The organism is Pseudonocardia kunmingensis, assembly GCF_006716445.1.
Lineage (GTDB): Bacteria > Actinomycetota > Actinomycetes > Mycobacteriales > Pseudonocardiaceae > Pseudonocardia > Pseudonocardia kunmingensis.
The window spans coordinates 1,074,842-1,100,408 of record NZ_VFPA01000003.1 but is presented as its reverse complement, the minus strand read 5'-3'; the positions used below and the strand labels follow the sequence as shown (position 1 = coordinate 1,100,408).

The 25,567-nt window shown below is 70.0% G+C and carries 28 protein-coding genes and 1 pseudogene; 18 read left to right on the top strand and 11 right to left on the bottom strand.

All coding sequences use genetic code 11. The features are described 5' to 3' along the window. Nucleotides 1-21: 21 nt before the first annotated feature. The 4 genes from FB558_RS28120 to FB558_RS28105 all read right to left on the bottom strand — a co-directional run bounded on the left by FB558_RS28120 (nt 22) and on the right by FB558_RS28105 (nt 3,022). On the bottom strand, nt 22-630 hold the full coding sequence (locus tag FB558_RS28120) for a M23 family metallopeptidase (RefSeq protein ID WP_246106790.1): 609 nt from the start codon (nt 628-630) through the stop codon (nt 22-24). Between the two features lie 509 nt (nt 631-1,139). Next, a complete protein-coding gene (locus FB558_RS28115; protein ID WP_246106789.1) occupies nt 1,140-1,796 on the bottom strand; it encodes a vitamin K epoxide reductase family protein in 657 nt (218 codons plus the stop codon). Nucleotides 1,797-1,812: 16 nt separating this feature from the next. Beyond that, a complete protein-coding gene (locus FB558_RS28110) occupies nt 1,813-2,484 on the bottom strand; it encodes a DsbA family protein (protein ID WP_142058419.1) in 672 nt (223 codons plus the stop codon). A 112-nt stretch (nt 2,485-2,596) separates the two neighbouring features. Beyond that, the gene (locus FB558_RS28105) at nt 2,597-3,022 is read right to left on the bottom strand and encodes a hypothetical protein (RefSeq protein ID WP_142058417.1); all 426 of its coding nucleotides are present in this window, start codon (nt 3,020-3,022) and stop codon (nt 2,597-2,599) included. Between the two features lie 384 nt (nt 3,023-3,406). Here FB558_RS28105 and FB558_RS43460 point away from each other — a divergent pair, with 384 nt between their 5' ends. Beyond that, entirely contained in the window at nt 3,407-3,571 is a 165-nt protein-coding gene (locus FB558_RS43460) for a hypothetical protein (protein ID WP_170231560.1), read from the top strand. A 152-nt stretch (nt 3,572-3,723) separates the two neighbouring features. Here the strand turns inward: FB558_RS43460 and FB558_RS28100 are convergent, their stop codons facing one another. The 5 genes from FB558_RS28100 to FB558_RS28080 all read right to left on the bottom strand — a co-directional run bounded on the left by FB558_RS28100 (nt 3,724) and on the right by FB558_RS28080 (nt 9,097). Continuing rightward, nucleotides 3,724-5,691 (bottom strand): hypothetical protein, encoded by a 1,968-nt coding sequence (locus FB558_RS28100; RefSeq protein ID WP_142058415.1) that lies wholly within the window; start codon nt 5,689-5,691, stop codon nt 3,724-3,726. Then, complete coding sequence (locus FB558_RS28095) at nt 5,688-6,836, bottom strand: 5'-methylthioadenosine/S-adenosylhomocysteine nucleosidase family protein (RefSeq protein WP_142058413.1); 1,149 nt, start codon at nt 6,834-6,836, stop codon at nt 5,688-5,690. Before FB558_RS28095 ends, FB558_RS28100 begins: the two co-directional genes overlap by 4 nt. After that, a complete protein-coding gene (locus FB558_RS28090) occupies nt 6,833-7,564 on the bottom strand; it encodes an NUDIX hydrolase (protein WP_142058411.1) in 732 nt (243 codons plus the stop codon). Before FB558_RS28090 ends, FB558_RS28095 begins: the two co-directional genes overlap by 4 nt. Nucleotides 7,565-8,082: 518 nt before the next feature. Further along, nucleotides 8,083-8,499 carry a PIN-like domain-containing protein gene (locus FB558_RS28085; RefSeq protein ID WP_142058409.1) on the bottom strand — a complete coding sequence of 139 codons (417 nt, stop codon included), beginning with the start codon at nt 8,497-8,499 and terminating at the stop codon, nt 8,083-8,085. Beyond that, entirely contained in the window at nt 8,456-9,097 is a 642-nt protein-coding gene (locus FB558_RS28080) for a DUF433 domain-containing protein (RefSeq protein WP_142058407.1), read from the bottom strand. The genes FB558_RS28085 and FB558_RS28080 overlap by 44 nt, the downstream gene beginning before the upstream one ends. Nucleotides 9,098-9,277: 180 nt before the next feature. Between FB558_RS28080 and FB558_RS44820 the strand changes: the two genes are divergently transcribed. After that, on the top strand, nt 9,278-10,261 hold the full coding sequence (locus tag FB558_RS44820; protein WP_246106788.1) for a recombinase family protein: 984 nt from the start codon (nt 9,278-9,280) through the stop codon (nt 10,259-10,261). Beyond that, on the top strand, nt 10,258-10,641 hold the full coding sequence (locus FB558_RS44815; RefSeq protein WP_246106787.1) for a recombinase zinc beta ribbon domain-containing protein: 384 nt from the start codon (nt 10,258-10,260) through the stop codon (nt 10,639-10,641). Before FB558_RS44820 ends, FB558_RS44815 begins: the two co-directional genes overlap by 4 nt. Nucleotides 10,642-10,956: 315 nt before the next feature. On the opposite strand, the gene FB558_RS28070 is transcribed toward FB558_RS44815, so the two are convergent. Together FB558_RS28070 and FB558_RS28065 are read right to left on the bottom strand one after the other, a co-directional pair. Beyond that, nucleotides 10,957-11,709: a cutinase family protein gene (locus tag FB558_RS28070; RefSeq protein WP_170231559.1), complete on the bottom strand. Its 753-nt coding sequence runs from the start codon at nt 11,707-11,709 to the stop codon at nt 10,957-10,959. 190 nt (nt 11,710-11,899) lie between these two features. Further along, on the bottom strand, nt 11,900-12,763 hold the full coding sequence (locus FB558_RS28065) for a helix-turn-helix domain-containing GNAT family N-acetyltransferase (RefSeq protein ID WP_142058403.1): 864 nt from the start codon (nt 12,761-12,763) through the stop codon (nt 11,900-11,902). Nucleotides 12,764-12,860: 97 nt separating this feature from the next. On the opposite strand from FB558_RS28065, the gene FB558_RS28060 reads away from it, so the two are divergent. The 15 genes and pseudogenes from FB558_RS28060 to FB558_RS27990 all read left to right on the top strand — a co-directional run bounded on the left by FB558_RS28060 (nt 12,861) and on the right by FB558_RS27990 (nt 25,567). Continuing rightward, nucleotides 12,861-14,237 carry an NAD(P)-binding domain-containing protein gene (locus FB558_RS28060; RefSeq protein ID WP_246106786.1) on the top strand — a complete coding sequence of 459 codons (1,377 nt, stop codon included), beginning with the start codon at nt 12,861-12,863 and terminating at the stop codon, nt 14,235-14,237. Between the two features lie 67 nt (nt 14,238-14,304). Beyond that, on the top strand, nt 14,305-15,477 hold the full coding sequence (locus FB558_RS28055; protein ID WP_142058399.1) for an MFS transporter: 1,173 nt from the start codon (nt 14,305-14,307) through the stop codon (nt 15,475-15,477). Between the two features lie 64 nt (nt 15,478-15,541). Beyond that, nucleotides 15,542-16,219 (top strand): arsenate reductase/protein-tyrosine-phosphatase family protein, encoded by a 678-nt coding sequence (locus tag FB558_RS28050; protein WP_142058397.1) that lies wholly within the window; start codon nt 15,542-15,544, stop codon nt 16,217-16,219. Nucleotides 16,220-16,228: 9 nt separating this feature from the next. After that, nucleotides 16,229-16,882 (top strand): arsenate reductase ArsC, encoded by a 654-nt coding sequence (locus FB558_RS28045; RefSeq protein ID WP_142058395.1) that lies wholly within the window; start codon nt 16,229-16,231, stop codon nt 16,880-16,882. Between the two features lie 189 nt (nt 16,883-17,071). Then, nucleotides 17,072-18,055, top strand: a pseudogene (locus FB558_RS44810) (PstS family phosphate ABC transporter substrate-binding protein). Nucleotides 18,056-18,057: 2 nt separating this feature from the next. Further along, nucleotides 18,058-19,023, top strand: a complete 966-nt coding sequence (gene pstC / locus FB558_RS28035) for a phosphate ABC transporter permease subunit PstC (protein ID WP_142058393.1) — start codon at nt 18,058-18,060, stop codon at nt 19,021-19,023. Beyond that, nucleotides 19,023-19,934 (top strand): phosphate ABC transporter permease PstA, encoded by a 912-nt coding sequence (gene pstA, locus FB558_RS28030; RefSeq protein WP_142058391.1) that lies wholly within the window; start codon nt 19,023-19,025, stop codon nt 19,932-19,934. The genes pstC and pstA overlap by 1 nt, the downstream gene beginning before the upstream one ends. A 161-nt stretch (nt 19,935-20,095) precedes the next feature. Continuing rightward, complete coding sequence (gene pstB, locus FB558_RS28025; RefSeq protein ID WP_211366949.1) at nt 20,096-20,860, top strand: phosphate ABC transporter ATP-binding protein PstB; 765 nt, start codon at nt 20,096-20,098, stop codon at nt 20,858-20,860. Nucleotides 20,861-20,871: 11 nt separating this feature from the next. Beyond that, nucleotides 20,872-21,663, top strand: a complete 792-nt coding sequence (locus tag FB558_RS28020) for a winged helix-turn-helix transcriptional regulator (protein WP_142058387.1) — start codon at nt 20,872-20,874, stop codon at nt 21,661-21,663. Nucleotides 21,664-21,672: 9 nt separating this feature from the next. Next, nucleotides 21,673-22,080 (top strand): ArsR/SmtB family transcription factor, encoded by a 408-nt coding sequence (locus FB558_RS28015; protein WP_142058385.1) that lies wholly within the window; start codon nt 21,673-21,675, stop codon nt 22,078-22,080. A gap of 74 nt (nt 22,081-22,154) precedes the next feature. Continuing rightward, nucleotides 22,155-22,523: an ArsR/SmtB family transcription factor gene (locus FB558_RS28010; RefSeq protein ID WP_142058383.1), complete on the top strand. Its 369-nt coding sequence runs from the start codon at nt 22,155-22,157 to the stop codon at nt 22,521-22,523. Further along, nucleotides 22,520-23,620, top strand: a complete 1,101-nt coding sequence (arsB, locus tag FB558_RS28005) for an ACR3 family arsenite efflux transporter (RefSeq protein WP_142058381.1) — start codon at nt 22,520-22,522, stop codon at nt 23,618-23,620. The genes FB558_RS28010 and arsB overlap by 4 nt, the downstream gene beginning before the upstream one ends. Continuing rightward, nucleotides 23,620-24,060, top strand: coding sequence for an arsenate reductase ArsC (locus tag FB558_RS28000; protein WP_142058379.1), 441 nt, complete (start codon nt 23,620-23,622; stop codon nt 24,058-24,060). The genes arsB and FB558_RS28000 overlap by 1 nt, the downstream gene beginning before the upstream one ends. Continuing rightward, a complete protein-coding gene (locus FB558_RS27995) occupies nt 24,057-24,467 on the top strand; it encodes an arsenate-mycothiol transferase ArsC (protein ID WP_211366883.1) in 411 nt (136 codons plus the stop codon). The genes FB558_RS28000 and FB558_RS27995 overlap by 4 nt, the downstream gene beginning before the upstream one ends. Then, complete coding sequence (locus FB558_RS27990) at nt 24,464-25,567, top strand: ArsO family NAD(P)H-dependent flavin-containing monooxygenase (RefSeq protein WP_142058377.1); 1,104 nt, start codon at nt 24,464-24,466, stop codon at nt 25,565-25,567. The genes FB558_RS27995 and FB558_RS27990 overlap by 4 nt, the downstream gene beginning before the upstream one ends.

Here is a 25,567-nt window from a genome sequence, read left to right as displayed (position 1 = left end):
TCATCCGGCCGACCCGGTGGGTCAGACGTCCAGGCCGCGGCGTCTGAGCCAGGTGGCGGGGTCCACCTTGGTTCCGGAGCGGTCCCAGATCTCGAGGTGCAGGTGCGGGCCGGTGGAGAAGCCGCGGTTGCCGACCTCGGCGATCTGTTCGCCGGCGGAGACGCGTTCCCCGACGCGGACGAAGGTCTGGTTGATGTGGCCGTAGACCAACTTCGTCCCGTCGTCGTGGCGGATGACGACCCACAGCCCGAAGCCCGACGCCGGCCCGGACTCCACCACGACGCCGTCGGTGACGGCGAAGACCGGCGTGCCGATCCTGTTGGCGATGTCGAGGCCGTTGTGGCTCCTGCCCCAGCGCGGTCCGACGGCCGAGGTCAGGCGACCCGCCACCGGGCGCACCACTGCGGTGTCGCCGACGAGCGCGGCCTGCGGAGCTCCGTCGGCGAGTGCGGCGTTGATGATCGCTGCGCGGCGGGCGAGCCGTTCCCCGATCTCGACCGCCTTGACGAGGTTCTGGACCTCGACCTGCATCCCGGGGTCCAGGTCGGCGCGGGCTGCGAACGCCGACGACGGGCGGCTTCCGTCGGCGTTCGCGGGGGCTTCCGAGGTCGTCGGCTGCGCGGTTGCCACTGGGAGGAGAGCACTGGTCAGGACCGGGGCTGCGGGCGCGTCCGGGCCGGGGAGGAGCGACTCTCCTGCTGCGATGGCGGCTCCGATCGCCACTGCCGCCACGGTCGCGCGGTTGCGTGCCATCGCGTCCGGGGAGGGCAGCGGCGGCGCCGTTGCGGGCCGGGAAGGTGGCGCGGGTTGCGGCCGTGCTGCTCCGCGTCCTGGGGGTGCCGGTCGGGATGCCGGGTCGCCGGCAACGGCGGGGCGCCGCGGCGCGGGCCGGGGTGCAGTGCGGGGGTGGGCGACGCGCGGGCTCTGCTCGTGGTGGAGCACGCGACCCGGACGAGCTGGAGGTGCCGGCTGCGGGGGCGGGTGGACGTGCGGGCGGTAGCCGCGGTGCGCCTGCGGGGTCGTCGCCTGCCGCGGTGGGCGGCGCCGCGTGCGGTGGGTCTCGACGGTGGCGGCGTGGCGGATGCCGGTCTCACCTCGGTGGTGCACGCCGACGGCTTCGGCGGAATGCCGCCCACGGCTCACCCGAGGAGCCCGGTCCAGTAGGGCCAGAAGCGGGCGGCGATCAGCGCGACGACCACGAGGAGCCACGACGTCACGAGCAGACCGTGGTACGTGGCGAGCCCGGATGTGGCGCGCCGCCACGCGGGGGGCACCGGCAGCCGGCCCGACCGCAGGTTGTGCAGGGTCGTGTAGCAGAACACCGCGATCGTGACCACCCAGACCGCCATGCAGTACGGGCACAAGGTGCCGATCACGTACAGGCTCTGGGCGATGAGCCAGTGCACGAACACGAGCCCGCCGAGGGTGCCGGCCTGCATGCCCAACCACACCCATCGAGGCACGGCGCCACCGGCGAGCGTGACCACGCCGATCGTCGTCACGACCGGGAACGCGACGAGCCCGATCAGCGGGTTGGGGAACCCGAACGCCTCGGCCTGGGGTGAGGTCATCACCGACCCGCACGACAGGAGCGGGCTGATGTTGCAGCTCGGGATGAACGCGGGATCCTCGAGCAGCGCGATGCGGTCGAGGATGAGCGCGAAGGCGGCTGCGGTGCCGACGCCGCCACCGACCGTCAGCACCCATCCGGTGACGCGGGTCAGGAACGTGGTGAACAGGTCGGCCGTCTCGCGTGGGCCGGGCGCAGGGGCGGCCCGAGTGCGGGTGCGTGTCACGGCTGCTCCTCGCCGTCTACCGGGCGAGGGCCGTGTCCAGCGCAGCCCTCAGGTCGTCCACGGAACGGGGCTGGAGGCGCTCGCCGTCGAGGAAGAACGTCGGCGTGCCCTGGACCCCGGCCGCCTGGCCGTCGCGCTGGTCGGAGCGGACCCGCTCGAGCGTGGCCGGGTCGGCGACGGCACGGTCGTAGGCGTCCATGTCGAGGCCGAGGTCGGCCGCGAACTGCCGGAACAGCGGTGCGTGGGACACCTGCTGCTCACCCCAGCCGGTCTGGGTCTCGAACATGCGCTGGTACATCTGCTCGAACTGCCCCTGCTGAGCGGCGGCCTCCACCGCCACCGCGGCGTTCTCCGCGTTGAAATGGCCGGCGACCGGGAAGTACCGCGCGACGAACGTGACGCGGCCCGCGTACTCGCTGCGCAGCTGCTCCACGGCGGGGTAGGCCGCCCGGCACGCCTCGCACTCGAAGTCGAGGAACTCGACGAACGTCACCCGGCCGTCGGGGGCGGTCGACAGGCGGTGGCTGTCGTCGCGGACGAGCAGCTCGGCCGGAACGGCTGCTGCGTCGACGGGCACTGCGCGGTCGGACGCTTCGGGTGCGTCCGGTCGGTTGAGGAACAGCAGGAGGATCAGCGTGGCGGCGGCGACGAGCACGGCGGTGATCGTGGCCTTGAGGTTCCTGGACATGATGCCTCTCGGGGGTTCTCGGGCAGCGGCAGCGTCGAGGGGCGTGCCGCGTCCTGGGGCAGGCGGACAGGACGGAGCCGGGCCGCGGGGCGGCCCGGGTGCCGGAGAACGATCAGATGCGGCTGACGCCGATGGCGACGAGCTGGTCCTGCCCGGTGACGAGTCGACGAGGGGCCCACGGCGGCGGCCCGATGCGCAGGGCGAACATCGCGGCCAACCGCAGCGTCACGAGGGTTCCCGCGGTGAGCGCCAAGGCGGCGAGGACGGGCCCGAGCACGTCGCGCAGGTCGTCGCAGCGCGCCTGGCGCACGCTCTGCGGAGCCGCCGCGGGGATGCCCTGTGCGCAGAGCACGTCGTGTCCCGGCTGCCCGTGGCAGGACGCTGCAGCGACGGGAGCCGGTTCGTGATGAGTGGCCGCTGATGTGGCCGCGGCGTGGCACGCGATGGCCGGCAGCGCGACGAGCAGCGCGAGGACGGTCCACACACCCCACCGCTGCGCCGCGAGGCGCACGCGGTGAGCAGCTGGGAGACGCCTCACGAGCCGGGACGATACAGCTGGAGTCCGAGCCCCCTGCACCTCGCCTCGGACCGCGGTCGCGCCCGACCGGGAGCAACGCAGCGGAGACGCGGCGCCCCGGCGTCACGCCGTCCACGGGAGTGCCGGGCTGGTCCGGTCGGTGCGACGTGTTGCCCGCTGCGGAACCCCGGTACCGAGGAGCCGGTCGAGGGCTGCGGGTGGGTGCAGCGGAGGCGTGTTCACGTGCACTTGAGCACTTGCACGTGGGAAGTAGCAGGGATGCTACGCGGTGGTGTCCGAGGGGGGATCGAACACCTCCGTGTAGCACCCTCGCGACTGGCGGGGGTTCATAGGGAAGGACGATAGCACGAAGCGGCAGGCCACGGACTACTACAGAGTGCTGATGTGGAAATCATGTCGCTGTCGCGGGAGAATGCCGACTTGGTGTCGCGGCTGAGCGATGCGCGTGCCCGTGGTCAGGAGATCGCGGTGGCTCGCGGCGGTGCGGAGGTCACGCCGACCGAGGCGGCCGCGTTGCTGGGCATGTCACGCCCCCGGTTCGGAAGTTGATGGTTCGGCATTTGTACCTGCCAGGTTCTCGAAGAGGTCACCCAGCATCTCATGGTGAACGTGCGAAGACCTCCTTCTACGGAGATCTTGCCGCGTTCGATCACAAACCCTCCTGCGCAGCATCGGTGACCTGCTGCAGCACGAGCAGCGGGTCAGGATGCGATGCCGCCGCGGTCGATCCAGCCTCTGCCTTCGGCAGCGATCGCCTCTAGGACATGCAGGGCATGGAAGAATCCAGCCGCATCGAGATCGAGTTCGGTGGAGTCGTCCGCGCCGTCTGATTCGTCCGCGGAGCCAGGGGATGGGTCGGCGATGCGAAAGGTGCGGGCGGGCCCGTTTGTCAAAGTGAGCTCCAAGACGTGGCGTGCCTGGCTGTCGATCGTGACCCGTACGGAGGAGACCGCGTCGAACCTGAAGTTGTTGCGATCCTGACCGTGGGTCGTCGCCTCCAGGAAGTTGAGCTCGGCACCGACCTCGCGGACCCCGTAACGTGTGATCAGGAACAGGTGAAAGTCGTACTTCGAATATCGCCACGGACCGTTGTTCTCCCGCGCCCGCCGGTACGGCCTCGCCGGACCCTCCAGCAACGCATGGGCGATGATGTCCCGCCAGGCCAGCTGGTACATGCCCAGTGCGGCATCGAGGAAGAGCTTCCGGTCGCAGTCGAGCCAGCGCTCCATCTCCTCCTCCGACGGGCGCGTCTGCTTCACCTTCTCCTGCCAGCGCCGGTGCTCCGCTCTGCGCGCCGCGAGGGCCTCGGTGTGTTCCTGATTGTTTTCCGCGAGGCGACGGCGTCGGTTGACGAGTTTCAGCACGGCTGCGCCGGCTGCCCACCCGCTTACCAGAGCAAGCGGCGCGGCGAGCGCCGAGAAAAACGGATCGACGTGTACCGCGGTGATCACGACGGTGATCCCGGCGGGGATAAGCGCGGCAGCCGAGACCAAGCAGGACGCGATGACCGAGCCGGACGTGCGGTACTGCTCGCGGTACTCGTGCAGCGTCCCGTTCTTCCACTTGTCGCGAATGTCCCTGATGAGATACCGGGTTAGCCAGTCGACCTCGGTGACCCGGTCAACTCCCTGATAGAGGTCGGCGATCTCGTCGCGCAGCGTGCTGCGTATGCCGGCGGTCTCGGTGAGCCAGCGCTCGAGATCGGGTTCCGGCGGTGCGTACTTGTGGGAGTAGTGCTGGAACCGGTGCTCGACCCGCCGCGCGAACCCTTGCTCCGGTGCACGCACGCTGCGCGCGTTCGCGTGCTCCCACTCCTTCTCGGCGAGCCGTGCGGAATGGTGGCACCACACTGAGCCGGCGTAAACGCCGATGACACCTGCCGCCACCACCAGCAGCAGGGAGAGCATCGGCAGCGGCGACGAGTCAGCGAGCACCACGTAGCCGAGCCGGCTGAACGCGACCGCGAACACCGCGACTGCGACGACGGCTCGACACCATTCGCCGAGCGTGAGCGGGTCGTCGTCGGGCACGCGCGCCCTCGGCGACGCCGGCGTCGGCTGGAAGTACGCCCACACCCGCCCGGAACGGTCGTGGTCCAGCCGGCTGTGCTCGGCCGCCCCGCGCGCTTCGACCCACAGGCGGTCCTTCAGGACGCCGGTGAGCATGAGATCGAGATGCCGGAGGATCTTCCCGTGCTGGACGGGCGGCAGCGCGGCGAGTTCTGCGAGCACCGGATCCGGATCGACCTGCGGGGCGCGCATGTGGTTCAGCAGGTCGCGGATCACTGCCAAGGCGTTCGCCCATTCGTCGACCTCGGCGTGCGATGGCCGATTCGACATCAGGGCAACCCGCTCGCGATCCTCGTCCGTGAGGTCGCGCTCCGAGCGCTTGCTGAGCAGGGCCAGCACCAGGTGGAACCGCACTTCGCTGGTGTCGTAGCCGCTCGCGATGGCTTCGTCGATCAATCGGCGGGCCTCTCCTGGCACCCCGCCGTTCAGGTAGTTGACGCCGACCACGTACTTGCGTTGTGGGGTGGCGTCCGGCGGCACGATGTAGATGTTCGAGTTGTGTACGTTCTCGGCCTGGATCCCGACCGTTGCCCCGCTCTCGGCGGTATTCGTCGTACTGGCCCCGCCTCGCGGCCCGGGCTCCGGATCCGCTTCGTTCACGTCAGTTCGTTCGCTGTCGTAATCAGGCCCGCGATGTTCGAGGCGAGACCGTTCAGGTCAGCGGTCAGGCCACTCAGCTTCTTCAGCGCCAGTACGAACCGACTCCGCCCCTCCTGCGTCCCGGCCTCCATCAGCGCCTCGTCGGCGTGATCGAGCTCGACCCGCGCCGCATGATAGGTCGGCTCGTCGAGAGCACCGGTCGATCGCTCGCGGGCGAGCTGCTCCCGGAGAGCGGCCAGCTCGATTGCCAGGTCGGCCGGCGCTGCGGAGGGCAGGGTGGCGCCCATCCAGACGTTGCTGTTGGCGACGTGCGCGGCCTGGATGCCGACGGTTCCGGAGGAGGTGTTGTGGGCGATCGCACTGGCGTGGCCCATTGTTACGTCGTCCGACACGCTGCGCTCCCGTTCGGTGATCAGTTGTTCGGCCAGTCGCGCGGCGAACGCCGCCGCATTCGCCGCCGCCTTCGGCTGCCAGTCGCGATCCGCGTCGCTGGTCTTGGTTCCGTCGGCCCGGTCGCTGATACCCCGCACGACGACGACGGGCGAGCCGCCCAGGTGGCCGGCCTGCGCCACTCCGGCGCCCTCCATCTCCACCGCCAGCGCGTCGTTGTACCCGTCTCTGAGTAGCCGTGCCTCGTAGGAAACTAGGGAGTTGTGCACCACCTCGCCGGCCGCGATGGGCCCGAAATGCACCCTCGGTGCATGGCCCGTGGGGGTCGGAGTGCCGGCCCACTCCACGTCGCGGGCCACGTGCGCGGCGATCTGAGCGACGCCGTGGTCGAGCTCCCACACCCGCGGGCGAGCCTTGAGCACATCGCCCTCGCTGGTGCCACCGTGATAGGCGTAGACGTGAGTGCCGACGACGACGTCGCCCAGCTCTGTGGCATCCCACAACGCGCCGGCCACGCCCACGAACAGCACCACTAGAGGGGAGTAGCGCCGGATCGCCCGCTCGGCGAGGATCCCGGCGGCATGGTTGCCCTTCCCAGTAAGGCCGAGCGCGACCCGGCACTGCGTGCCGCGCAGGTTGCCGACCTCGAACCGGGTACCCCGCTCGTGCTCCGCCCGCAGGTCGACCAGCCTCCGCCGGACCGCCTGGTACTCAGTGTTGAACGCGGTCAGCATTACCACCTGATCGCCAGTCATCGGCTCTCCTCGCTCGCCTGAGGTGGATCGGGACGGGTCAGCGGCGGGTTCAGCACGGTCGTAGGGCCGGCCCGGAACAGCCGCGCCGGGCGCCCGCCCGTGGTCCGGCGATCCGATCCGGCCGCGGCGATGAAGCCCCGCACTCCCTGCACCTTGCGGTAGAAGTTGCGGGGGTCCAGGCGCACGCCCCACACAGCCTCGTAAACCAGTTGCAGCTCAGAGATGCTGAACCTCTCGGCGCAGAACGCGGTCGCAAGTGCCGAACTTTCGAGCTTCGAGCGGGCCCGCTCGACCCCGTCGGCGACGATCGCCGCGTGATCGAAGGCTAACCTCGTCCGCCCGGCCAGGACCCCGTCAACCGGCATCCAACAGGCGCCGACCGCATCCGTACCGGCAACCGGCTCAGGCAGCCCGGGCGCGATCGCCAGATAGGCGACGGAAATGACCCGACCGCGTGAATCCCGATCTGGAGTCCCGTAGGCGCCCAGCTGCTCGAGGTGCAGGCGGGCGGCGTCCAGGTCGGCCTCCTCGCGCAACTCGCGCCGGGCGGCGGTCAACAGACCCTCTCCGGAATGTTGCAGGAAGCCCCCCGGCAGCGCGAGCTCTCCCTGATGCGGCTCTACGCCGCGTTGCACCAGCAGCACGTGCAGCGCTGATGCACGCAACGTGAGGATCACCAGGTCCACCGCCACCAGGACCGCTGGCGGCTCCCATGGCTCTTCGCGCATAGCACCGTACGGTAGGTTCTTGTCTGATCGACAACAAGGTGCGCGCTCGGACTGAACCCGGACGGCCGCAGTCCACTGGCCACCAGTACTGCGATCGGGCGCAGGGGGGAGTCGCATTCGGCGGGCCGTCGAGCTGGGCGGCCATCGAACTGGGCGCGTTCGCCATAGACGGATCCCAAGGGACGGTCGACGGTGTCCCGGGCAGCTCGCAGCTTGTGACGGTGCTGTTACTTGTCGCAGCTGAAGGGGTCATAGGGAGGATGGGAGACCTGGAGGCCCACGAGGCGGACGTCGCAGATGCGGTCCGACCGCTCAGCGCGTTGTTGCGCCCGCCGAGGTCAGCGCCAATCGGTCGCGCGGCCTACCAACGCTCTCGGACAGCAGCGTGCTGAAGGGGCTGTGGCTGGAAGCTGATCGGCGACGCCCAGCGGCTGCGGATCCAGGCCGGGCGATGCTCTGGCGACGGCGCTGCCTGCGGCTCCCCGCTGGGCGGCGACGGGTGGCTGTCTTCGAGCCGGTCACGGCCACATCTTGTTGATGCGGCCTCCTGGGTGGACGTGCCAGAACCCCACGTTCGTCCGGTGTGCGGCCCGGTGGATGGCCGGCATGGCTTCCAGGAAGCGCTGGGCGATGATGTCGAGGGTTGCGTTGCCGTCGGCGAGGCAGAACAGGTGGCCGTCGGTGAGGGCGGCGAGTTCGTCGGTGCGGTAGCGGATGCGGCGATCCTTCGTCAGCAGTGCCCAGCCGCGGCGGCAGCCCTCGGCGATCCATTCGGAATCACCGATCTGTTGGGCGTCGTCGGAATAGAAGTCGGCGATGAGGTGGACGGTGTGTCCCGCGTCGCGCAGTCGGTGTGCCGAGATCTTTCCCAGGCTGCGGTCGAAGAAGAACTCAAGCGGCCTGTCGGAGGACGTCCTCGACGACGTTCTCGGCAAGGTTGTACTCCTCGGCGACGGTGGTGATCGGCTCGCCGGTGCGCCAGAGGGCGACGACGTCTTCGACCTTCACCTTGTTCTCGGCCAGTACAGGGGTGCCCCAGCCGAATCGTGGGTCGATGATGACCTCGGCGCCGGCTGGGTAGTCGGGTAGCCGGAGCCGGATCGGGGTTCCGGTCTCGTCCCAGTCGACGTGGCGGAGGTAGTCCTCGAGGACTTCTTTGATCGCGTGCTGGTGGTCGCGGGCGCGGACCAAGCTCCTGTCGGCGAGGCGGACGAAGACTGCGACGCCGTCGGTGGCGATGCGTCGTGTAGCCAGGGCGTAGGGGTCGTTGAACTCGTTGCGGACGAGTGTTGCGGCGTCGCGGATGTCGTTCATCGGCATGCCCGATTCGCGCAGCGCACGCAGCATGTGGGCTTCGACGATGCCGACGAAGGGGACGCGTGGCCAGCCCCGTCGTTCGGGGTGAACGGCGTGTACGAGGGGTTCGTCGGCTGGTGAGCCGAGCCAGACATTGAGGGTGCTCTCGGGCATCCCGAGGTACCGCGCGGTCTCCCGCGCCGTCAACAGCGGTGTTCGGTACGGATCGATCGCCATGGTCCACCTCCTCCCGACGAGGTCCTGAGACTACCCCTGCACAAGATCGTGGTGGCGCATGACGCGGTGACGGTTCATGACTGTCTCCGAGCGCAACAGAGGCGACCTGGCCCATGACCACGACGAGTTCGCCCGCCGTGCTGACAACGTCGGTCGCCGGTTGGAGGCTCAGATGGCGCGGTGGATGCACTTTTCGAGATCGATGATCGGGATGTTCTTGGCGGATGGACCGGACGGTGGGGGCGTCGCCGCGCCGCCTCCCTGTCAGCCCCGACGACGCAAGGCCTCCGGTTCGGCTTCTACGGGCGGACGTCGACGGCGGAGTTTCAGGATCCGGTGACGTCGCGGGCATGGCAGCGGGAGATGGCCGAGGCAGTGATCGCCGAGCATGGGGTGATCAGGGCGGAGTTCTTCGACGTCGGCTGCTCGCGGCGGGTGCCGTGGGATCAGCGGAGGGAAGCAGCGGCGCTGCTGGAGCAGGCGCGGTCGGCTGACCGTCCGTTCGACGCGGTCGTGGTGGGGGGGGAGTTCGAACGGGCGTTCACCGATCGCCAGTTCGACCAGGTCGCCGGGATGCTGCGGCGGTTCGGGGTGCGAGTGTGGTTGCCGGAGGCGGGTGGTCCGGTCGAGCTGGACGATCCGGCGCATCGGGTGTTGATGAGGGTGTTGGCGGCGCAGTCGCAGCGGGAGGTGGTGCGGGCGCGGCATCGGACGTTGGCAGCGATGACGGCGCAGACCGTGGAGCAGGGCCGGTTCCTGGGCGGTCGTCCGCCGTACGGATACAGGTTGGCTGATGCTGGCCCGCATCCGAATCGGGCACATGCGCAGTGGGGTCGGCGATTGCATCGGCTGGATCCGGACCCGGTGGCGGCGCCGCATGTGCGGTGGATTTTCGCGCAGCGGCTGGCCGGGTGCAGTGTCGCGGGGATCGCGCGGGAGTTGAACGAGCGTGGTGTGCCGTGTCCGTCGGCTGCGGATCCGGGACGGAACCGGCATCGCAGCGGGGCTGGTTGGAACCTGCGGTCGGTGGCGGTGATCTTGGCCAATCCTCGCTACACGGGACGTCAGGTGTGGAGTCGGCAACGTAGCCGGCCCGACGGGGGCGGTCGACGGTCGCGGGTGAGTGGGTGGTGTCCCACGTCGTGTCCCACCTCGCGCTGGTGAGCGAGGAGGACTTCGTCGCGGTGCAGGGGCTTCGTGCGATGCGCGAGTGTGAGGACGGCGCGACCCGGAGCTACGTGCTGGCGGGTGTGGTCCAGTGCCGGTTGTGCGGGCGGCGGATGGACTCGCACTGGGTCAACGGCCGTGCCGGGTATCGGTGCCGCCACGGCTACAGCAGCTCCCGGCCCCGCCCGCCGGACGCTCTCCGCAACCTGTACGTGCGCGAGGACGTTCTCCTGTCCCGGCTCGTTCGACACTTCGCCCCGGACCAGTGTCGATCTCGGGCCGACGTCGAGCCAAGGGTGATGAAGGAGGTGGTTGATCGTCTACGGGCAGAGTCGAAGGTGATCATTTGCGGGAGGTCCGACTGGACGATCGCCTGACGGAGTAATCACGCGGCACTCCCAGCCGGTGTTCGCGCAGGAGGAGCCCGCCCCCTATGGGGTAATACTGTGTCCGAGGGGGGACTTGAACCCTTCCCCCACGCCGTCGCGCTGGTAAACGACCTCGTCGTGGGCGGACCGAGCTGATCAGCGTCGCCCGAAATCGCTCCGATCAGGGCCGCTTCGCCCTCATCCTGAGGCATCGCTGTCGTCCACCTGACGGTTGTCCTCCACGACAGGACCAACCCTGGTACCGCTGCCCGCAGGTCAACGTGCCCCGGACGTAATCGAGTGCCTCAGCCGGCGGAAACGCGATCATGGTCGCGCAGTTGCGGGCTCGCTGATGACGTGCCCGCCGCCGCGGCTGGTTCTATTACGTCGGGTCGCTACCCTCTTGAGCGCGAACGCTGCCCCTTCGCCTTGCATCCCGTTGCTGAAATAACTGACGTGGCCATCGATCGTCGAGTCCGGGCCACACTGGCAGGCGAGGTCATTCCGCGCGCAGAAGTCGCGCATCCGGTCTGCGTAGTCGGCAAGTGCGGCAGCTGGTCGAGGGTTGGCGCCTTCGAGGCCTGGGTCGAACAGGCCGATGTTGAAGGGCTGTTCTGCGGTGAATCGGGGATTGCCGTAGAGGACGACGGCTGCGATCCGGGAAGCCGCCGCCGGGCTGAGAGCGGGGGAGTCCCCGGCCGCGAGCCGGTGCGCGGGTTCGTCGAGTGCGTCGCCGATGACCTGAGCTCCCTGGGACCAGCCCAGCAGCACCACATCCTGTTCCGGGCGGTGCCGAGCGTTGTCTTCGAGCAGGGTCAGTAGTGCCGTGACGCCGAGGCGCGGGCTGTCGCCGAGGTTGAAGCGAGCGGGGTATCCGGCGTCGAAGTCGATGTAGGTGGCCGGGTAGTGCAGCTCGGTCCAGGCAACGGGTATGCGCGCCCGCGTCGCGATCGCCTGAGCGACGGGTTGGAGCAGCCGGCTGCCGCTCTGCGGCTCGGTGCTACCTCGTACCGAGACGACGTGTACGTGCGCGGTATGGAGGTCGACGAACACGTCGTGTGCCGGGCTGTCGATCACGGTTCCTCCAGGTAATTTCATCGAAATCGGGATGCCATCACCCGGCTTGTCCCGGTCGAGGACGAATGCGCAGCTCTAAGGGCGTTGAGGTGGCATGGCAGGCGCGTTTCGCGGTGCCGGGAATCCGCTCCTTGGCGGGAGGAAGAGTCAACTCAGGGGATCCGGCCGCGGTGAGGCACCGAGTTGGCGCTCAGAGGTCATCGTTGCGGCGGCGTTCGAGGAAGACGGTGTCGCGCCAGACTCCGTGGTGGCGCCCGATGCGTTCCCGCATGCCGAGGGTGCGGAAGCCGGCGGACTGGTGCAGGGCGATGCTCGCGCGGTTCTCCGGGAAGATCGAGGTCTGCAGGGTCCACAGTCCGGCGTCGTCGGCTGCGGTGACCTGGCGGTGGATCAGGGCTTTGCCCACGCCCCGCCCGCGGAACCCGTCGCCGACGTAGACCGAGGTCTCGGCCACACCCGCGTACACGGGCCGGTTCGAGGCGGCCTTCGCAGCCGCCCAGCCGACCACGCGGCCGTCGATCTCGGCGACCCACCGGTGTCCGGGTAGCCATGTGTGGTCCAGCGAGCGGCGGTCGGGGGCCTCGGTCTCGAAGGTCGCGTGTCCGGTCGCGATGCCATCGGCGTAGATCCGTCGCACGTCCGCCCAGTCGCCCGCCTCGAGAGCCCGGACAGTGACGTCGCCCGGCAGGTCCTGTGGGCAGCACGGGCGCGGGCCGAGCATGCCCATCACCGCGTCCGCGGCCTGCGGCAGCCCCGTGCAGCACGTCGGGTTCACCGACACCAGGGTGGCCGTGCCCTCCTTGCGCAGTCGCACGAAGCCGACATCGGCGAGCTTGCGCAGGTGGTGAAAGCAGGTCGACTGGCTGATCCCCAGCTGCTCGGTCGGCATCCCGACCGTCACATCACGCCCGGCGACCGCGACCGCGTGCAGGAGCCGGACCCGCATCGGCTCAGCCAGGCAGGCGAACCACTCCGCATACGTCGTGGCGTCCTGACCGGCCAGCTGGGCGGGCTGGTGCGACGGTACGACGGGCAGGGGCAGCGACGCGCTCATGGCGATGAGTATCGACAGGTATCGATGGTTGCGTCAATCGAGCCAGGTCGATACAGTCCGCCCCGGTGGATCGACTGGCATCGATGGAGGGTGTGTCGTGGTTGACGAGGGAGTGATCGGCTCGAGCGCGGAGCCGGTCGTCGTGGTGGGGGCGGGCCCGGCCGGGCTGGCCGCCGCGGCGCATCTGATCGAGCGTGGCCTGACCCCGCTGGTGCTGGAGGCGGGGTCGGCAGCCGGCGCGGCGGTGCGTGAGTGGCACCACGTGCGGTTGTTCTCGCGCTGGTCCGAGCTGGTCGACAGGGCGGCAGAGAAGCTGTTGGCTCCGACCGGCTGGCAGATGCCCGATCCGGACTCCTATCCGACCGGAGCGGACTGGGCGACTCAGTACCTGCAGCCGCTGGCCGACGTTCTCGGGGAACGAGTTCGCTACGGCGCTCGTGTCGTGGGGGTCGCCCGTCGTGGCTGGGACCGTGTCGTCGACGCCGCCCGCGGTTCCGAGCCGCTGACAGTGCGGGTGCAGACTGCGGATGGCGAGGAACGGATCGCAGCGCGAGCGGTGATCGACGCGTCCGGGACGTGGGGGCTGCCCAACCCGCTGGGTGGGGACGGGCTTCCTGCGCTGGGTGAGCAGGCCGCCGCGGACCGGATCAGCTACCGGGTGCCGAACCTGGCCGACCCTGCCGAGCGGGCCCGCTACGCGGGCAAGCGGATCGCGGTCGCCGGCAGCGGGCATTCCGCGTTGACCGCGCTGGTCGCGTTCGCCGAGTTGGCCGAGAGTGCGCCTGGCACCCGCGTGGAGTGGTTGCTGCGGCGCGGCGAGGTGGGCGACACCTTCGGCGGTGGCGACGCCGATCAGCTGCCCGCCCGCGGCGCCCTCGGGCAGCGTGCGGCGCAGGCCGTGGCCGCGGGTCACATCGCCACCGTGACCGGGTTCCGCACCAGCGCCGTGCAGCGCGCCGAGGGTGGCCAACTGCTCCTGGAGTCCTTCGGCGGAGCGCTGGTGGGGCCGGTCGACGAGGTCGTCGTGCTCACCGGGTTCCGTCCGGATCTGAGTTTCCTGTCCGAGGTTCGCCTCGACCTGGACCCGGTGCTGCAGGCGCCCCGGGCGCTGGCGCCGCTGATCGACCCCAACGTCCACTCCTGCGGCACCGTCTACCCGCATGGGGCCACCGAGCTCGCTCAGCCCGAACCCGAGGTCTATCTGGTGGGCATGAAGTCCTACGGCCGGGCGCCGACGTTCCTGTCGCTGACCGGTTACGAGCAGGTCCGGTCGGTGGTCGCGGCGATCGCCGGCGACCGGGAAGCCGCGGAGCGCGTCGAGCTCGTGCTGCCCGAGACCGGGGTCTGCAGCGGCGGCGGTCTGCTCGACGAGACAGACGGCCAGACCGAGGAGGTCGCGGGGACCGGCGGGCGCTGCGGGCCGGTTGCGCCGGCGGCGCTGACCCTGGCCGCTCCGGCTCACGCGCAGCGGTAGATCTGTGCAACATGACTCGATAAGTACGGCCGAGCCCGCCGCGTTGACTCGCGGCGGGCTCCGCCGTGTGCTTGCCGTCCTCTGCGTCACCGAGATCACCAGCTGGGGCGTGCTCTACTACGCCTTCCCGGTGCTCGCCCCGGCCATGGCCGCAGACACCGGCTGGTCGATCGGCACGATCACCGCCGCGTTCTCCCTCGGCCTCGTCGTCTCCGCGCTCGTCGGCATTCCGGCGGGGCGCTGGCTCGACCGGTACGGACCGCGACTGGTCATGACCATCGGCTCGGTGCTCGCGGTGCCGGCTGTGCTCGGCATCGCGTTCGCGCCTGGCCTGCCGTGGTTCTTCGCCTCCTGGGTGGTGGCCGGGGTGGCGATGGCCGGAGTGCTCTACCAGCCTGCGTTCGCCGCGCTGACCCGCTGGTGGGGTCCGCGGCGGGTCACTGCGCTCACGGCGGTCACGCTGCTGGCCGGGCTGGCCAGCACCGTCTTCGCCCCGCTGACCGCGGCCCTGAGCGAGAACCTGAGCTGGCGTCAGACCTATCTCGTCCTCGCCGCCGTCCTGGCCGTCGTCACGATCCCCGCGCACCTGTTCGGCTTGCGGGGGCACTGGCCGCAACCGGATCCGGCCGAGCACCCGGAGCACGCCCACCACGATCCGGGCACGGTGTCGCGCAGCCGCCCCTTCATCCTGCTGGTCGCCGCGATCGCCGTCGGGACATTCTCCGCATTCGCCGTGATCGTCAACCAGATCCCCCTCCTCATCGAACGCGGGTTGTCCCTCACCACCGCCGCCTGGGCGCTCGGCCTGGGCGGGCTCGGGCAGGTGCTCGGCCGGCTCGGCTACGCCACGCTCACCGCACACACCAGCGTGCGCATCCGCAGCGTGGTCATCCTCGCTGCATCCGCCGTTGCCACGGCGTTGCTGGCCGTATTGCCCGGCCCGGCTGTACTGCTCATCGGCGCGGCCATGCTCGCCGGCGCCGCCCGCGGGGTGTTCACCCTGCTGCAGGCCACCGCGATCAGCGACCGCTGGGGCGCGGCGCACTACGGGCGGCTCAACGGGTTGCTCTCCGCGCCCGCCATGATCGCCACTGCGCTCGCTCCGTGGGCAGGCGCCGCGCTCGCCACAGCCCTCGGTGGGTACTCCACCGTGTTCGCCGTGCTCGCCGGCCTGGCCGCCCTCGCCGCCGTACTCGCCATCGGTTCGGTTCCCGCCGACAGGGCCGAGGCCGAGCGGTAGCCGAGCCGGGTCATCAGTACCAGCGCTCTTGACCCCTCAAACTCACTCAGCCATAATTGACTCAATGAAAGCTGATGAGAACGCGCTGGGCCGGCGGGCGGCAGTGCACGCAGCGCTGGGGGACCCCGGTCGGTTGGCGATCGTCGACGCCCTGGTCCTCGGCGAGGCGTCGCCGTCGGAGCTGCAGAAGCTGCTCGGCATGCCCTCGAACCTGATGGCCCACCACGTTCGCGTACTGGAGAAGGTCGGCGTCCTCGAGCGGCACCGCTCCGAGGGCGACCGACGCCGGACCTACCTGGCGCTCGCACCGGGAGCGCTCACCACATTGCGGCCCACCGCCGTCCGCGGCGCGGTGCGGGTGGTGTTCGTGTGCACCCAGAACTCGGCCCGGTCGCAGCTCGCGGCGGCACTGTGGTCGAGGGAGAGTCCCGTTCCCGTGGCGTCGGCAGGCACGCACCCAGCCTCGGCGGTCCACCCCGGCGCGGTGGCCGCCGCACGCCGTCACCGGATTCCGCTGGATCCCACGGTTCCGCGCCACGTCGAGGACGTCCTCCGCCCCGACGATGTCGTGATCACCGTGTGCGACGCCGCCCACGAGGACCTCGGAACCGGCCCCGACCGGCTGCACTGGTCGGTTCCGGACCCCGCCCGCAGCGGCGAGGACGCCGCCTTCGACCACGCCGTCGACGAGCTCGCCGGCCGCATCACCCGGATCGCACCCGCGATCCGGCCTGCACTCTGAGGAGGTCCCATGCCGGTCACCGCCCGCCGCCCCGACCTGTCCATCGACCAGCAGCTCGCCTTGCGCACCGCCGCCTCGAACCTCGCCCGTGCGTTCGACGGCACCTACGGTTCCGAGACGATCGAGCGGTTCCTGCACACCTCCTACGACGAGTTCGCCGACCGCGCGGTCGTCATCAACTACCTGCCACTGCTCGCCGAACGCTTCGCCCGCCAGCGGCTGCGCGCCCTCGCCAAGGTCGAGGGCAAGAGCGTCACGGGGACGCCGGTGGCCCTGTTCCTCTGCACGCACAACGCCGGGCGGTCACAGATGGCGATGGGCCTGTTCACCCACCTCGCCGGCGACCGGGCGATCGCCTGGTCCGGCGGCTCCGAGCCGGACACGCGGATCAACTCCGCTGCGGTCGAGGCGATGGCAGAGCGCGGCATCGACATCTCCGGCGAGTACCCCAAGCCGTGGACCGACGAGGTCGTCCGCGCCGCGGATGTCGTCATCACCATGGGCTGCGGCGACGCCTGTCCGGTCTTCCCAGGTCGCCGGTACGAAAACTGGCCGGTGGCCGATCCTGCAGGCCTGGACGTGCCCGCCGTGCGGGTGATCCGCGACGACCTCGAACGTCGCGTCCGCGCCCTGCTCGCCGAGCTCGCCGTCCCGCACGACTAGCGCCACCCCCCTCCGCTGGGCCGATCAGCCGCACTCGCGCATCCACTGAATCGAACTTCGCCGATCCAGGGGTCCGAGTTCGATCCCTGTTTACCTGTCGTTTGGATTGAAAATGTTCGATCCAACCGTCTTCGTGGAGACGCGAGGTTTCAGACGCACCTCCGCACACCCCTTCAGGGAAGGATCTTCGTGAGCATTCGGTGGGTACGCCCTGCACGTGCTGGGCTCACCGTCGTCGCCGCCGGCCTGGTACTGGCGGCCTGCGGTGGCGGTGGCGATGCGAGCGGCGGGGCCGGGACCGGTGAGGACGCGGCCCTGTCCGGGCCGGTCGTGATCGACGGGTCGAGCACCGTCGAGCCGCTGTCCTCGGCTGCCGCCGAGCTGTTCCAGGGAGAGCAGCCCGACGTCAACGTCACGGTCGGTACTTCCGGGACCGGTGGTGGGTTCCAGAAGTTCTGCGCCGGCGAGACCGACATCTCGAACGCCTCGCGGCCGATCTCCGACGAGGAGCGGGCTCAGTGCGCGGCCAACGGCATCTCGTTCGAGGAGTTGCAGGTGGCCAACGACGCACTGACCGTCGTGGTGAACAAGGAGAACACCTGGGCGAACTGCCTCACCGTGGACCAGCTCAAGGCGATGTGGGAGCCCGGGTCCACGGTCAACAACTAGAACCAGGTGGACCCGAGCTTCCCGGACGAGCCGCTCACGCTGTTCGGTGCGGGCGCGGACTCGGGCACCTTCGACTACTTCACCGGTGAGATCGTCGGTGAGGAGGGCGAGTCCCGCACCGACTACAGCCCGACCGAGGACGACAACGTGACGGTGCAGGGCGTGCAGGGGTCGAAGGGTGCGCTCGGCTACTTCGGCTTCTCCTACTTCGAGGAGAACGCGGACAACCTCAAGGCCGTGCAGGTGGACGGCGGCCAGGGTTGCGTGTCGCCCTCGTCGCAGGCCGCGCAGGACGGCAGCTACACGCCGTTGGCGCGCCCGCTGTTCATCTACCCCTCCAACGCAGGCTTGGCGAAGGCGCAGGTCGAGGCCTTCGTCGAGTTCTACCTGCAGCAGAACGACTCGATCGTCGAGGCCGCGCGTTTCGTGCCCCTCACGCCGGAGCAGAAGCAGGAGTCGACGTCCGAGCTGGAAGCGCTGCGCCGAATCGCGGGTGGTTCCTGAGCATGGTGGTCTCCACCGCCCCTGCGGCCTCCCCGGGCTCCGGCCCGGGGAGGCCCGTCGGGGCCCTCACCAAGAGCTCTGCCAGGGTGGGCGAGCGCGTCATCGAGGGTCTGCTGGCCGCCGCCGGCGGCCTCTCGGTGGTGGTGACGATCGGCATCGTGCTGGCGCTCGTCGTGCCGCTGTTCACCTTCTTCGCCCACGTCTCGCCGATCGAGTTCCTCACCGGAACCACCTGGACCGCGTCGTTCGGTGACAAGTTCTCCTGGGACAAGGACTGGGGCGTGCTGCCGCTGGTCTCGGCGACGTTCACCGCCACCGCGATCGCGCTGCTCGTCGCGGTGCCGCTCGGCCTGGGCATCGCGATGTTCCTGGCCGAGTACGCCTCCCAGCGTGCACGCAAGGTCGTCAAGCCGGTCCTGGAGCTGCTGGCCGGGATCCCGACCGTGGTCTACGGGTTCCTCGCGCTGACCGCCATCACCCCGGTGCTGCAACCGCTGCTGGGCATCCCGAACATCTTCAGCATCCTGACCGCCGGCCTGGTCATGGGCTTCATGATCGTCCCCACGGTGGCGTCGTTATCCGAGGACGCGATGACCGCGGTCCCGCTGTCACTGCGGCAGGGCTCCTACGCGTTGGGGGCGAACAATCGGATCACCACCTTGCGGGTGGTGTTCCCCGCGGCGCTGTCGGGCATCATCGCCGCGATCGTGCTCGGCCTGTCCCGCGCGGTCGGCGAGACCATGATCCTAGCCGTGGCCGGTGGCAACATCGCGCAGCTCACCGGGGATCCCCGCGACCAGGCCCAGACGATGACGGCGTTCATCGCCCAGATCGCCAGCGGCGATGCCCCCCAAGGTAGCCCCGTCTACTACTCGCTGTTCGCGGTCGGCGCGCTGCTGTTCGCGATCACCCTGATCATCAACCTGATCAGCATCCGGCTGGTCCGCAGATTCCGGCAGGCCTACTGATGAGCATCACGAGTCCGGCAACGAGCAGTCCGGCCGGCGCCGCGGCTCCGCTGCGCGCGGGGCGTCGACGCGACACGATCTCCGCGGTGTTCCTCGGCGTGCTGTGGCTGTGCCTCGCGCTGGCGTCGCTGTTCCTGCTGTTCGTCATGATCGAGATCGTGCGTCGCGGCCTCGCCCGGCTCGACCTGCAACTGCTCACCGCGCCACCCTCGCGGATCCGGCCGGAAAACGGCGGCGTGCGCCCGGCCATCCTGGGCACCGTGCTGGTGGTCGGCACCACCGCGCTGCTCGCGCTGCCGACCGGTGTCGGCGCCGCCGTCTATCTCGAGGAGTACGCCGACCGCACGCGCTGGTGGAACCGGATGATCGAGCTCAACATCCAGAACCTGGCAGCGGTGCCCTCGGTGATCTTCGGCATCCTGGTGCTCGCGTTCGTCGTGCGGGCCCCGCTGAACATCGGCGCGGTGGCCCTGTCCGGATCCATCGCGCTCGCCCTGCTGATCCTCCCGGTCATCATCATCTCTACGCGGGAGGCCTTGCGCGCGGTGCCGGGGGAGATCCGGGACGGCTCCCTCGCGCTCGGCGCTACCCGATGGCAGACCGTGTGGCGCCAGCTGCTGCCCGCCGCGGTCCCCGGGATCGCGACCGGCTCGATCCTGGCGCTCTCGCGCGCCATCGGCGAGGCGGCCCCACTGATCCTGGTCGGCGCCACCACATTCGTCACCTTCAGCCCCGATGGGTGGCTGTCGCGCTACACGGTGATGCCGGTGCAGATCTACACCCTGGTGCCACAACCCGACCAGGCCTCAAAGGACCTCGCCTACGGCGCGATCCTGCTGCTCATCGTCATCCTCGTCGCGATGAACGCGCTCGCGATCTACCTGCGCAACCGGTTCCAGCGTCGCTGGTGACCCGTCCGCCCCGAGCACCGGAAGGAACGACCATCAGCATGAGCGACACGGAGCGGACCGCCGTGACCAGCACCGCCGCCGCCGATATCGGGCGCCACCGCAATGTCCACCTGGACGTGGGCGGTCACGCCGAACACAAGCCCGGCGGCGCCGACGCTGTCATGGCGGTACGGGATCTGCACGTCTACTACGGCGACTTCCTCGCCGTGCGCGATGTCGACCTGCAGTTCGGCGAGGGCGAGATCACCGCCATGATCGGACCGTCCGGCTGCGGCAAGTCGACCGTGCTGCGCTGCCTCAACCGGATGAACGACCTCATCCCGGGGGCCCGGGTGGCGGGCGAGGTCACCTACCACGGCACCGACATCTACGGACCCGACGTGGACGACATCGAGGTCCGCCGCCGCATCGGCATGGTGTTCCAGAAACCCAACCCCTTCCCCAAGTCGATCTACGACAACATCGCCTACGGCCCCAGGGTCACAGGTATGAAGGTCAACCTCGAGCAGACCGTCGAGAAGGCGCTGCGTAGCGCCGCGCTGTGGGACGAGGTGAAGGACAAGCTCAAGCAGAACGCCTACGGGCTGTCCGGCGGGCAGCAGCAGCGCCTGTGCATCGCCCGCGCGATCGCCACCCAGCCGGATGTGATCCTGATGGATGAGCCCTGCTCCGCTCTCGACCCGATCGCCACCGCGAAGATCGAAGACCTGATGGTCGAACTGGCCACGGACTACTCGATCATCATCGTCACCCACAACATGCAGCAGGCCGCCCGCGTCTCGCACCGCACCGCCTTCTTCACCGCGGAGGTCGACGAGGCCGGCAAGCGCGTCGGCGCCCTCGTCGAGTTCGACGACACCAAGGTCATCTTCGGTGGGCCGAACGACAAGCGCACCGAGGACTACATCTCCGGGAGGTTCGGCTGAGCCGAGCAGCCGTGTCGGTCACCGCATGGGAGAACGACAACTCCCAGTTCCACGCCCGCCGGCGGGCCTGCCTCACGGGCCGCGCGTCGGCGTCCGACCGCGCGGCCGTCCTGGTGATCGACACGGGGGAGTTCGCCGCCCAGCTGCGTGACGCCCTGGTCGGGCAACCGGTCGAGATCGCGGCCACCGACGACCCCGCCACCGGCCTGCTCCTGGTAGGCCGAACCTGCCCCGATGTCGTGCTGCTCGGCCCGGTGCGCGGACGGCTCACCGCTGCGGCATTCCTGGAGGCGATCAGGGAGGTGGAGCCGGAGTTGCCGATCGTGGTCGGGGTCAGCCCGGACGACCCCGCCCTCGCCGGTCACGCCGCGGTCCTCGGTGCCGCAGTCCTCGCCCACCCCTACAGGCCCGAACAGCTGTTGCGCCTGCTCTCCTCGCTCACCGCGAACCGCCACCCGCTCGAGATCCGGCCGCTGCGTCTGGAACTGGGGCGGCTGATCATCGACGGAGCAGCACCCCGGATGTGGCTCGACGGCACAGAGACGCGCTTGCCGATGCGTGAGTACCTGTTGCTGCGTTATCTCGCCGAGCGGGTGGGCGCCGTCGTCTCCCGCGGCGAGATCGTCCGGGCGATCTGGGGTGTCGAGGGTGTCCGCGGCAGCAACACGCTGTCCGTGCACGTCATGCGGCTCCGCAAGCGGCTGGGCGATGAGGACGACGGCCCGCAGTGGATCCAGGTGATACGCGGTGTCGGCTACCAGTTCACCGTTCCTTCACCTTCTCAGGGAGGCGGCGACACATAGGGTGGAGGTGTGCCGTCCCTGCCCGCGCCCGCCGACGACGTCGCTCACACCGACCCCGTCACCCCGGAGCGGGCCGCCACGGTGTTCAAGGCACTCTCCGACCCGCTGCGGATCGAACTCGTTGCCATGGCGCGTTCCGCGCCCGACGGCGCCGTGTGCTTCTGCGACATCGCCGCGCGCATCGACATGCCGCAGTCCTCCCTGAGTCACCACATGCGCGTGCTCGTCGACGCGGGGATCCTGCACCGGGAACGCCGTGGTACCTGGAGCTGGTACCGGCTACGCGACGAACCGTTCCAGATCTTGCAGGACGCCCTTCGTCCGGGCGGCGTCCTGCTCGCCCCGTCGAGCATCTGCAGCTCGGGGAATGCAGACGGGATGGGCGACGACGAGAGCCGCCACCGGCATTCCGCCTGACGAGGCCCGTCCCCGTCAGGGGCCGTGGTGGCCCTCACCTTGCAGACTGGTTCGATGTCCCTGAAGATAGACGTATGTCAAAGCAGGAGCTGCCGCTCGTCGACGCCTGCGAACCGACGTCACTCAGTCGTCCCGCGCTGAGCCCGGACGAGGCCACCGAGCTCGCGGCCCGGTTCAAGGCGGTCGCCGACCCCACCCGGCTGCGCCTGCTGAGCCTGATCACCGCGCACGCATCGGGTGAGGCCTGCGTCTGCGACCTGACCCCTGACTTCGACCTGTCGGGGCCCACGATCAGCCACCACCTCAAGGTGCTGCGCGAGGCCGGGCTGATCACGGGCGAGCGCCGCGGCACCTGGATCTACTACCGCGTGGTGCCCGGCACGCTGGCCGCCCTCGCGCAGGCGCTCTCGCCCACCCCACACGACCTGGAAGTGAACGCATGAGCACCACCCCTGAACTCGAGGCGCCGGTCGCCGCCCGGCTCTCGACGCTGGACCGGTTCCTCCCGGCGTGGATCCTCGCCGCAATGGCGCTGGGCCTGGTCGCGGGCCGACTGATCCCCGGGCTCGGCGCCGCGCTCGACACCATCGCGATCCAGAGCATCTCGCTCCCGATCGCGCTCGGTCTGCTGATCATGATGTACCCGGTGCTGGCGAAGGTGCGCTACGACCGCCTCGACACCGTGACCGGCGACCGTCGGCTGCTGGTGTCGTCGCTGGTGCTGAACTGGGTGTTCGGGCCTGCGCTGATGTTCGCCCTGGCCTGGCTGCTGCTGCCGGACCTGCCCGAGTACCGCACCGGGCTGATCATCGTCGGGCTCGCCCGGTGTATCGCCATGGTGATCATCTGGAACGACCTCGCCTGTGGCGACCGCGAGGCCGCCGCCGTCCTGGTCGCGCTGAACTCGGTGTTCCAGCTGATCGCCTTCGCCGCGCTCGGCTGGTTCTACCTCGACCTGCTGCCCGGGTGGCTCGGCCTGCCCCAGACCGCCCTCGACGTCTCCCCCTGGGAGATCGCCCTCAACGTCCTGATCTTCCTCGGTATCCCGCTGGCCGCCGGCTACCTGACCCGCCGCTTCGGCGAGCGCGCGAAGGGACGGGAGTGGTACGAGACCCGGCTCCTGCCCCGCATCGGGCCGTTCGCCCTCTACGGGCTCCTGTTCACCATCGTCATCCTGTTCGCCCTGCAGGGCGACGCGATCCTGGGGCAGCCGCTCGACGTCGCGCGCATCGCGTTGCCGCTGCTGGCCTACTTCGCAATCATGTGGGCCGGCTCCTACGCCCTCGGGCGCGCGATCGGCCTGAACTACGAGCGGACCACCACGCTGGCGTTCACGGCGGCGGGCAACAACTTCGAGCTCGCCATCGCCGTCGCGATCGCCACCTTCGGCGTCACCTCCGGCCAGGCGCTCGCCGGTGTGGTCGGCCCCCTGATCGAGGTTCCCGTGCTCGTCGCACTCGTCTACGTCTCGCTCGCCGCCCGCCGCCGCTGGCACGGCGGAACGCCGACGACGGCCACCCCGGCCGCCAAGGAGTCCTGATGACCGAGAACCCCGCACCGATCCCGACGGTCCTGTTCGTCTGCGTGCACAACGCGGGCCGCTCGCAGATGGCGGCTGCCCTGCTCGCTCACCACGCCCGCGGCGCCGTCGAGGTCCGCTCCGCGGGCTCCGAGCCCGCGGACGCGGTCAACCCGGCCGTCCGCGAGGTGATGGCCGAGCTGGGTATCGACCTGTCCGCGGAGAAGCCCAAGAAGCTCACCGTCGATGCCGTCGAGGCCTCCGACGTCGTCATCACCATGGGCTGCGGTGACGCCTGTCCGGTCTTCCCGGGCAAGCGCTACCTCGACTGGGAGCTGACCGATCCGGCCGGCAAGGCGGCCGGGGAGATCCGCCCGATCCGCGATGACATCGACGCCCGTGTGCGCGCGCTGCTCGCCGAGCTGGGGGTCACCCCGTCGACGGAGAGCGCAACCCGGTGACCCCGCAGGTGCTGTTCGTCTGCGTCCGCAACGGCGGCAAGTCCCAGATGGCCGCCGGGCTCATGCGCAAGGCCGCCGCGGGTCGGGTCGTCGCGCACTCGGCCGGCACGAACCCGGGCGCGTCGATCAACGCCATGTCGGCCGAGGTGCTCGCCGAGGTGGGCGCGGACATGTCCGGTGAGACGCCCAAGCCGATCGATCAGGATCTGCTCCGCAGCGTCGACCTCGTCGTCACCCTCGGCCGGGAAGCCCACGTCGAGGCCCCCGATGGGGTTGACCTGCGCAACTGGGACACCGACGAGCCGTCCGAGCGCGGCATCGAGGGCATCGAGCGGATGCGCCTGATCCGCGACGACATCGATGCCCGGGTGCACGGGCTGCTCCACGAGCTCTCACCGACGGCGTGACCGCCCTGCGGGACGCCGCTCGGCACAGCGCCGATGTGGTGGTGATCGGAGGCGGCCAGGCCGGCCTCGCCGCGGGCTACTTCCTGCGCCGAGCGAAGGCCGATTTCGCGATACTGGACGCTCAGACCGGGCCCGGAGGGGCCTGGCGGCACGGCTGGGAGTCGCTGCGGCTGTTCTCACCGGCCCGCTACAGCCCGCTCCCGGGCTGGTGGATGCCCGAGCAGGCGGGGGAACCCTTCCCCACGGCCGGGCACGTACGCGGCTACCTGGCCGACTACGAATCCCGCCACGACCTGCCGGTGCACCACAACGTCGCGGTCGAGCAGGTCGTCGCGCGAGGCGAGCAGTTCGAGGTCCGGGCGCCACAGCAGACGTGGCGTGCACGCGCGGTCATCAGCGCCACCGGTTCCTGGCGGTGCCCGCACCTGCCGCGTTACCCGGGTTGGGACCTCTTTGGTGGCCGCCAGCTCCACACCGTGTCCTACCGGGGGCCTGCGCCGTTCGCCGGCCAGCGGGTCGTGGTCGTCGGGGGCGGCAACTCCGCCGCCCAGATCCTGGCCGAGGTCTCCACCGTGGCCGACACGACCTGGGCGACGGCCCGGCCGCCGCGGTTCCTGCCCGACGACGTCGACGGCCGCGTGCTGTTCGATCTCGCCACGCAACGCGCCCTCGCCGCGCGCCACGGCGAGCCCTCTGCCGGGGTGGCCGGCCTCGGCGACATCGTCATGGTCCCGCCCGTGCTCGCGGCACGCGGGCGGGGCGTCCTGCGAGCCGAGCCGATGTTCCAGCGGCTCACGCCCGAGGGCATCGCCTGGAGCGACGGGCGGGTCCAGCGGGCCGACGCGATCATCTGGTGCACCGGCTTCCGGCCCGACCTGCGCCACCTCGACACGCTCCAGCTCAGCATCGCCGCCACCGGCGTTCCCCGCACCGAGGGCACCCGTTCCATCGACCACCCTCGGCTGCACCTGCTCAGCTACGGCGACTGGACCGGCACCGCGTCCGCAACGCTCATCGGCGCCGGCCGCACGGCCAAGGCAGCGATCACCCAGGTCCTCAGCGACCTCCACACCATGACCGACGCACGCTCAGCGAACTGA

What these genes read in the sequence shown, in the direction of transcription:
- FB558_RS28110 (WP_142058419.1), bottom strand. Translation starts at nt 2,484, where the DNA reads ATGTCCAGGAACCTCAAGGCCACGATCACCGCCGTGCTCGTCGCCGCC.
- FB558_RS28095 (WP_142058413.1), bottom strand. Translation starts at nt 6,836, where the DNA reads ATGACTGGCGATCAGGTGGTAATGCTGACCGCGTTCAACACTGAGTAC.
- FB558_RS28090 (WP_142058411.1), bottom strand. Translation starts at nt 7,564, where the DNA reads ATGCGCGAAGAGCCATGGGAGCCGCCAGCGGTCCTGGTGGCGGTGGAC.
- FB558_RS28080 (WP_142058407.1), bottom strand. Translation starts at nt 9,097, where the DNA reads ATGGCGATCGATCCGTACCGAACACCGCTGTTGACGGCGCGGGAGACC.
- FB558_RS28065 (WP_142058403.1), bottom strand. Translation starts at nt 12,763, where the DNA reads ATGAGCGCGTCGCTGCCCCTGCCCGTCGTACCGTCGCACCAGCCCGCC.
- FB558_RS28050 (WP_142058397.1), top strand. Translation starts at nt 15,542, where the DNA reads ATGAAAGCTGATGAGAACGCGCTGGGCCGGCGGGCGGCAGTGCACGCA.
- FB558_RS28045 (WP_142058395.1), top strand. Translation starts at nt 16,229, where the DNA reads ATGCCGGTCACCGCCCGCCGCCCCGACCTGTCCATCGACCAGCAGCTC.
- pstC (WP_142058393.1), top strand. Translation starts at nt 18,058, where the DNA reads ATGGTGGTCTCCACCGCCCCTGCGGCCTCCCCGGGCTCCGGCCCGGGG.
- pstA (WP_142058391.1), top strand. Translation starts at nt 19,023, where the DNA reads ATGAGCATCACGAGTCCGGCAACGAGCAGTCCGGCCGGCGCCGCGGCT.
- pstB (WP_211366949.1), top strand. Translation starts at nt 20,096, where the DNA reads ATGGCGGTACGGGATCTGCACGTCTACTACGGCGACTTCCTCGCCGTG.
- FB558_RS28010 (WP_142058383.1), top strand. Translation starts at nt 22,155, where the DNA reads ATGTCAAAGCAGGAGCTGCCGCTCGTCGACGCCTGCGAACCGACGTCA.
- arsB (WP_142058381.1), top strand. Translation starts at nt 22,520, where the DNA reads ATGAGCACCACCCCTGAACTCGAGGCGCCGGTCGCCGCCCGGCTCTCG.
- FB558_RS28000 (WP_142058379.1), top strand. Translation starts at nt 23,620, where the DNA reads ATGACCGAGAACCCCGCACCGATCCCGACGGTCCTGTTCGTCTGCGTG.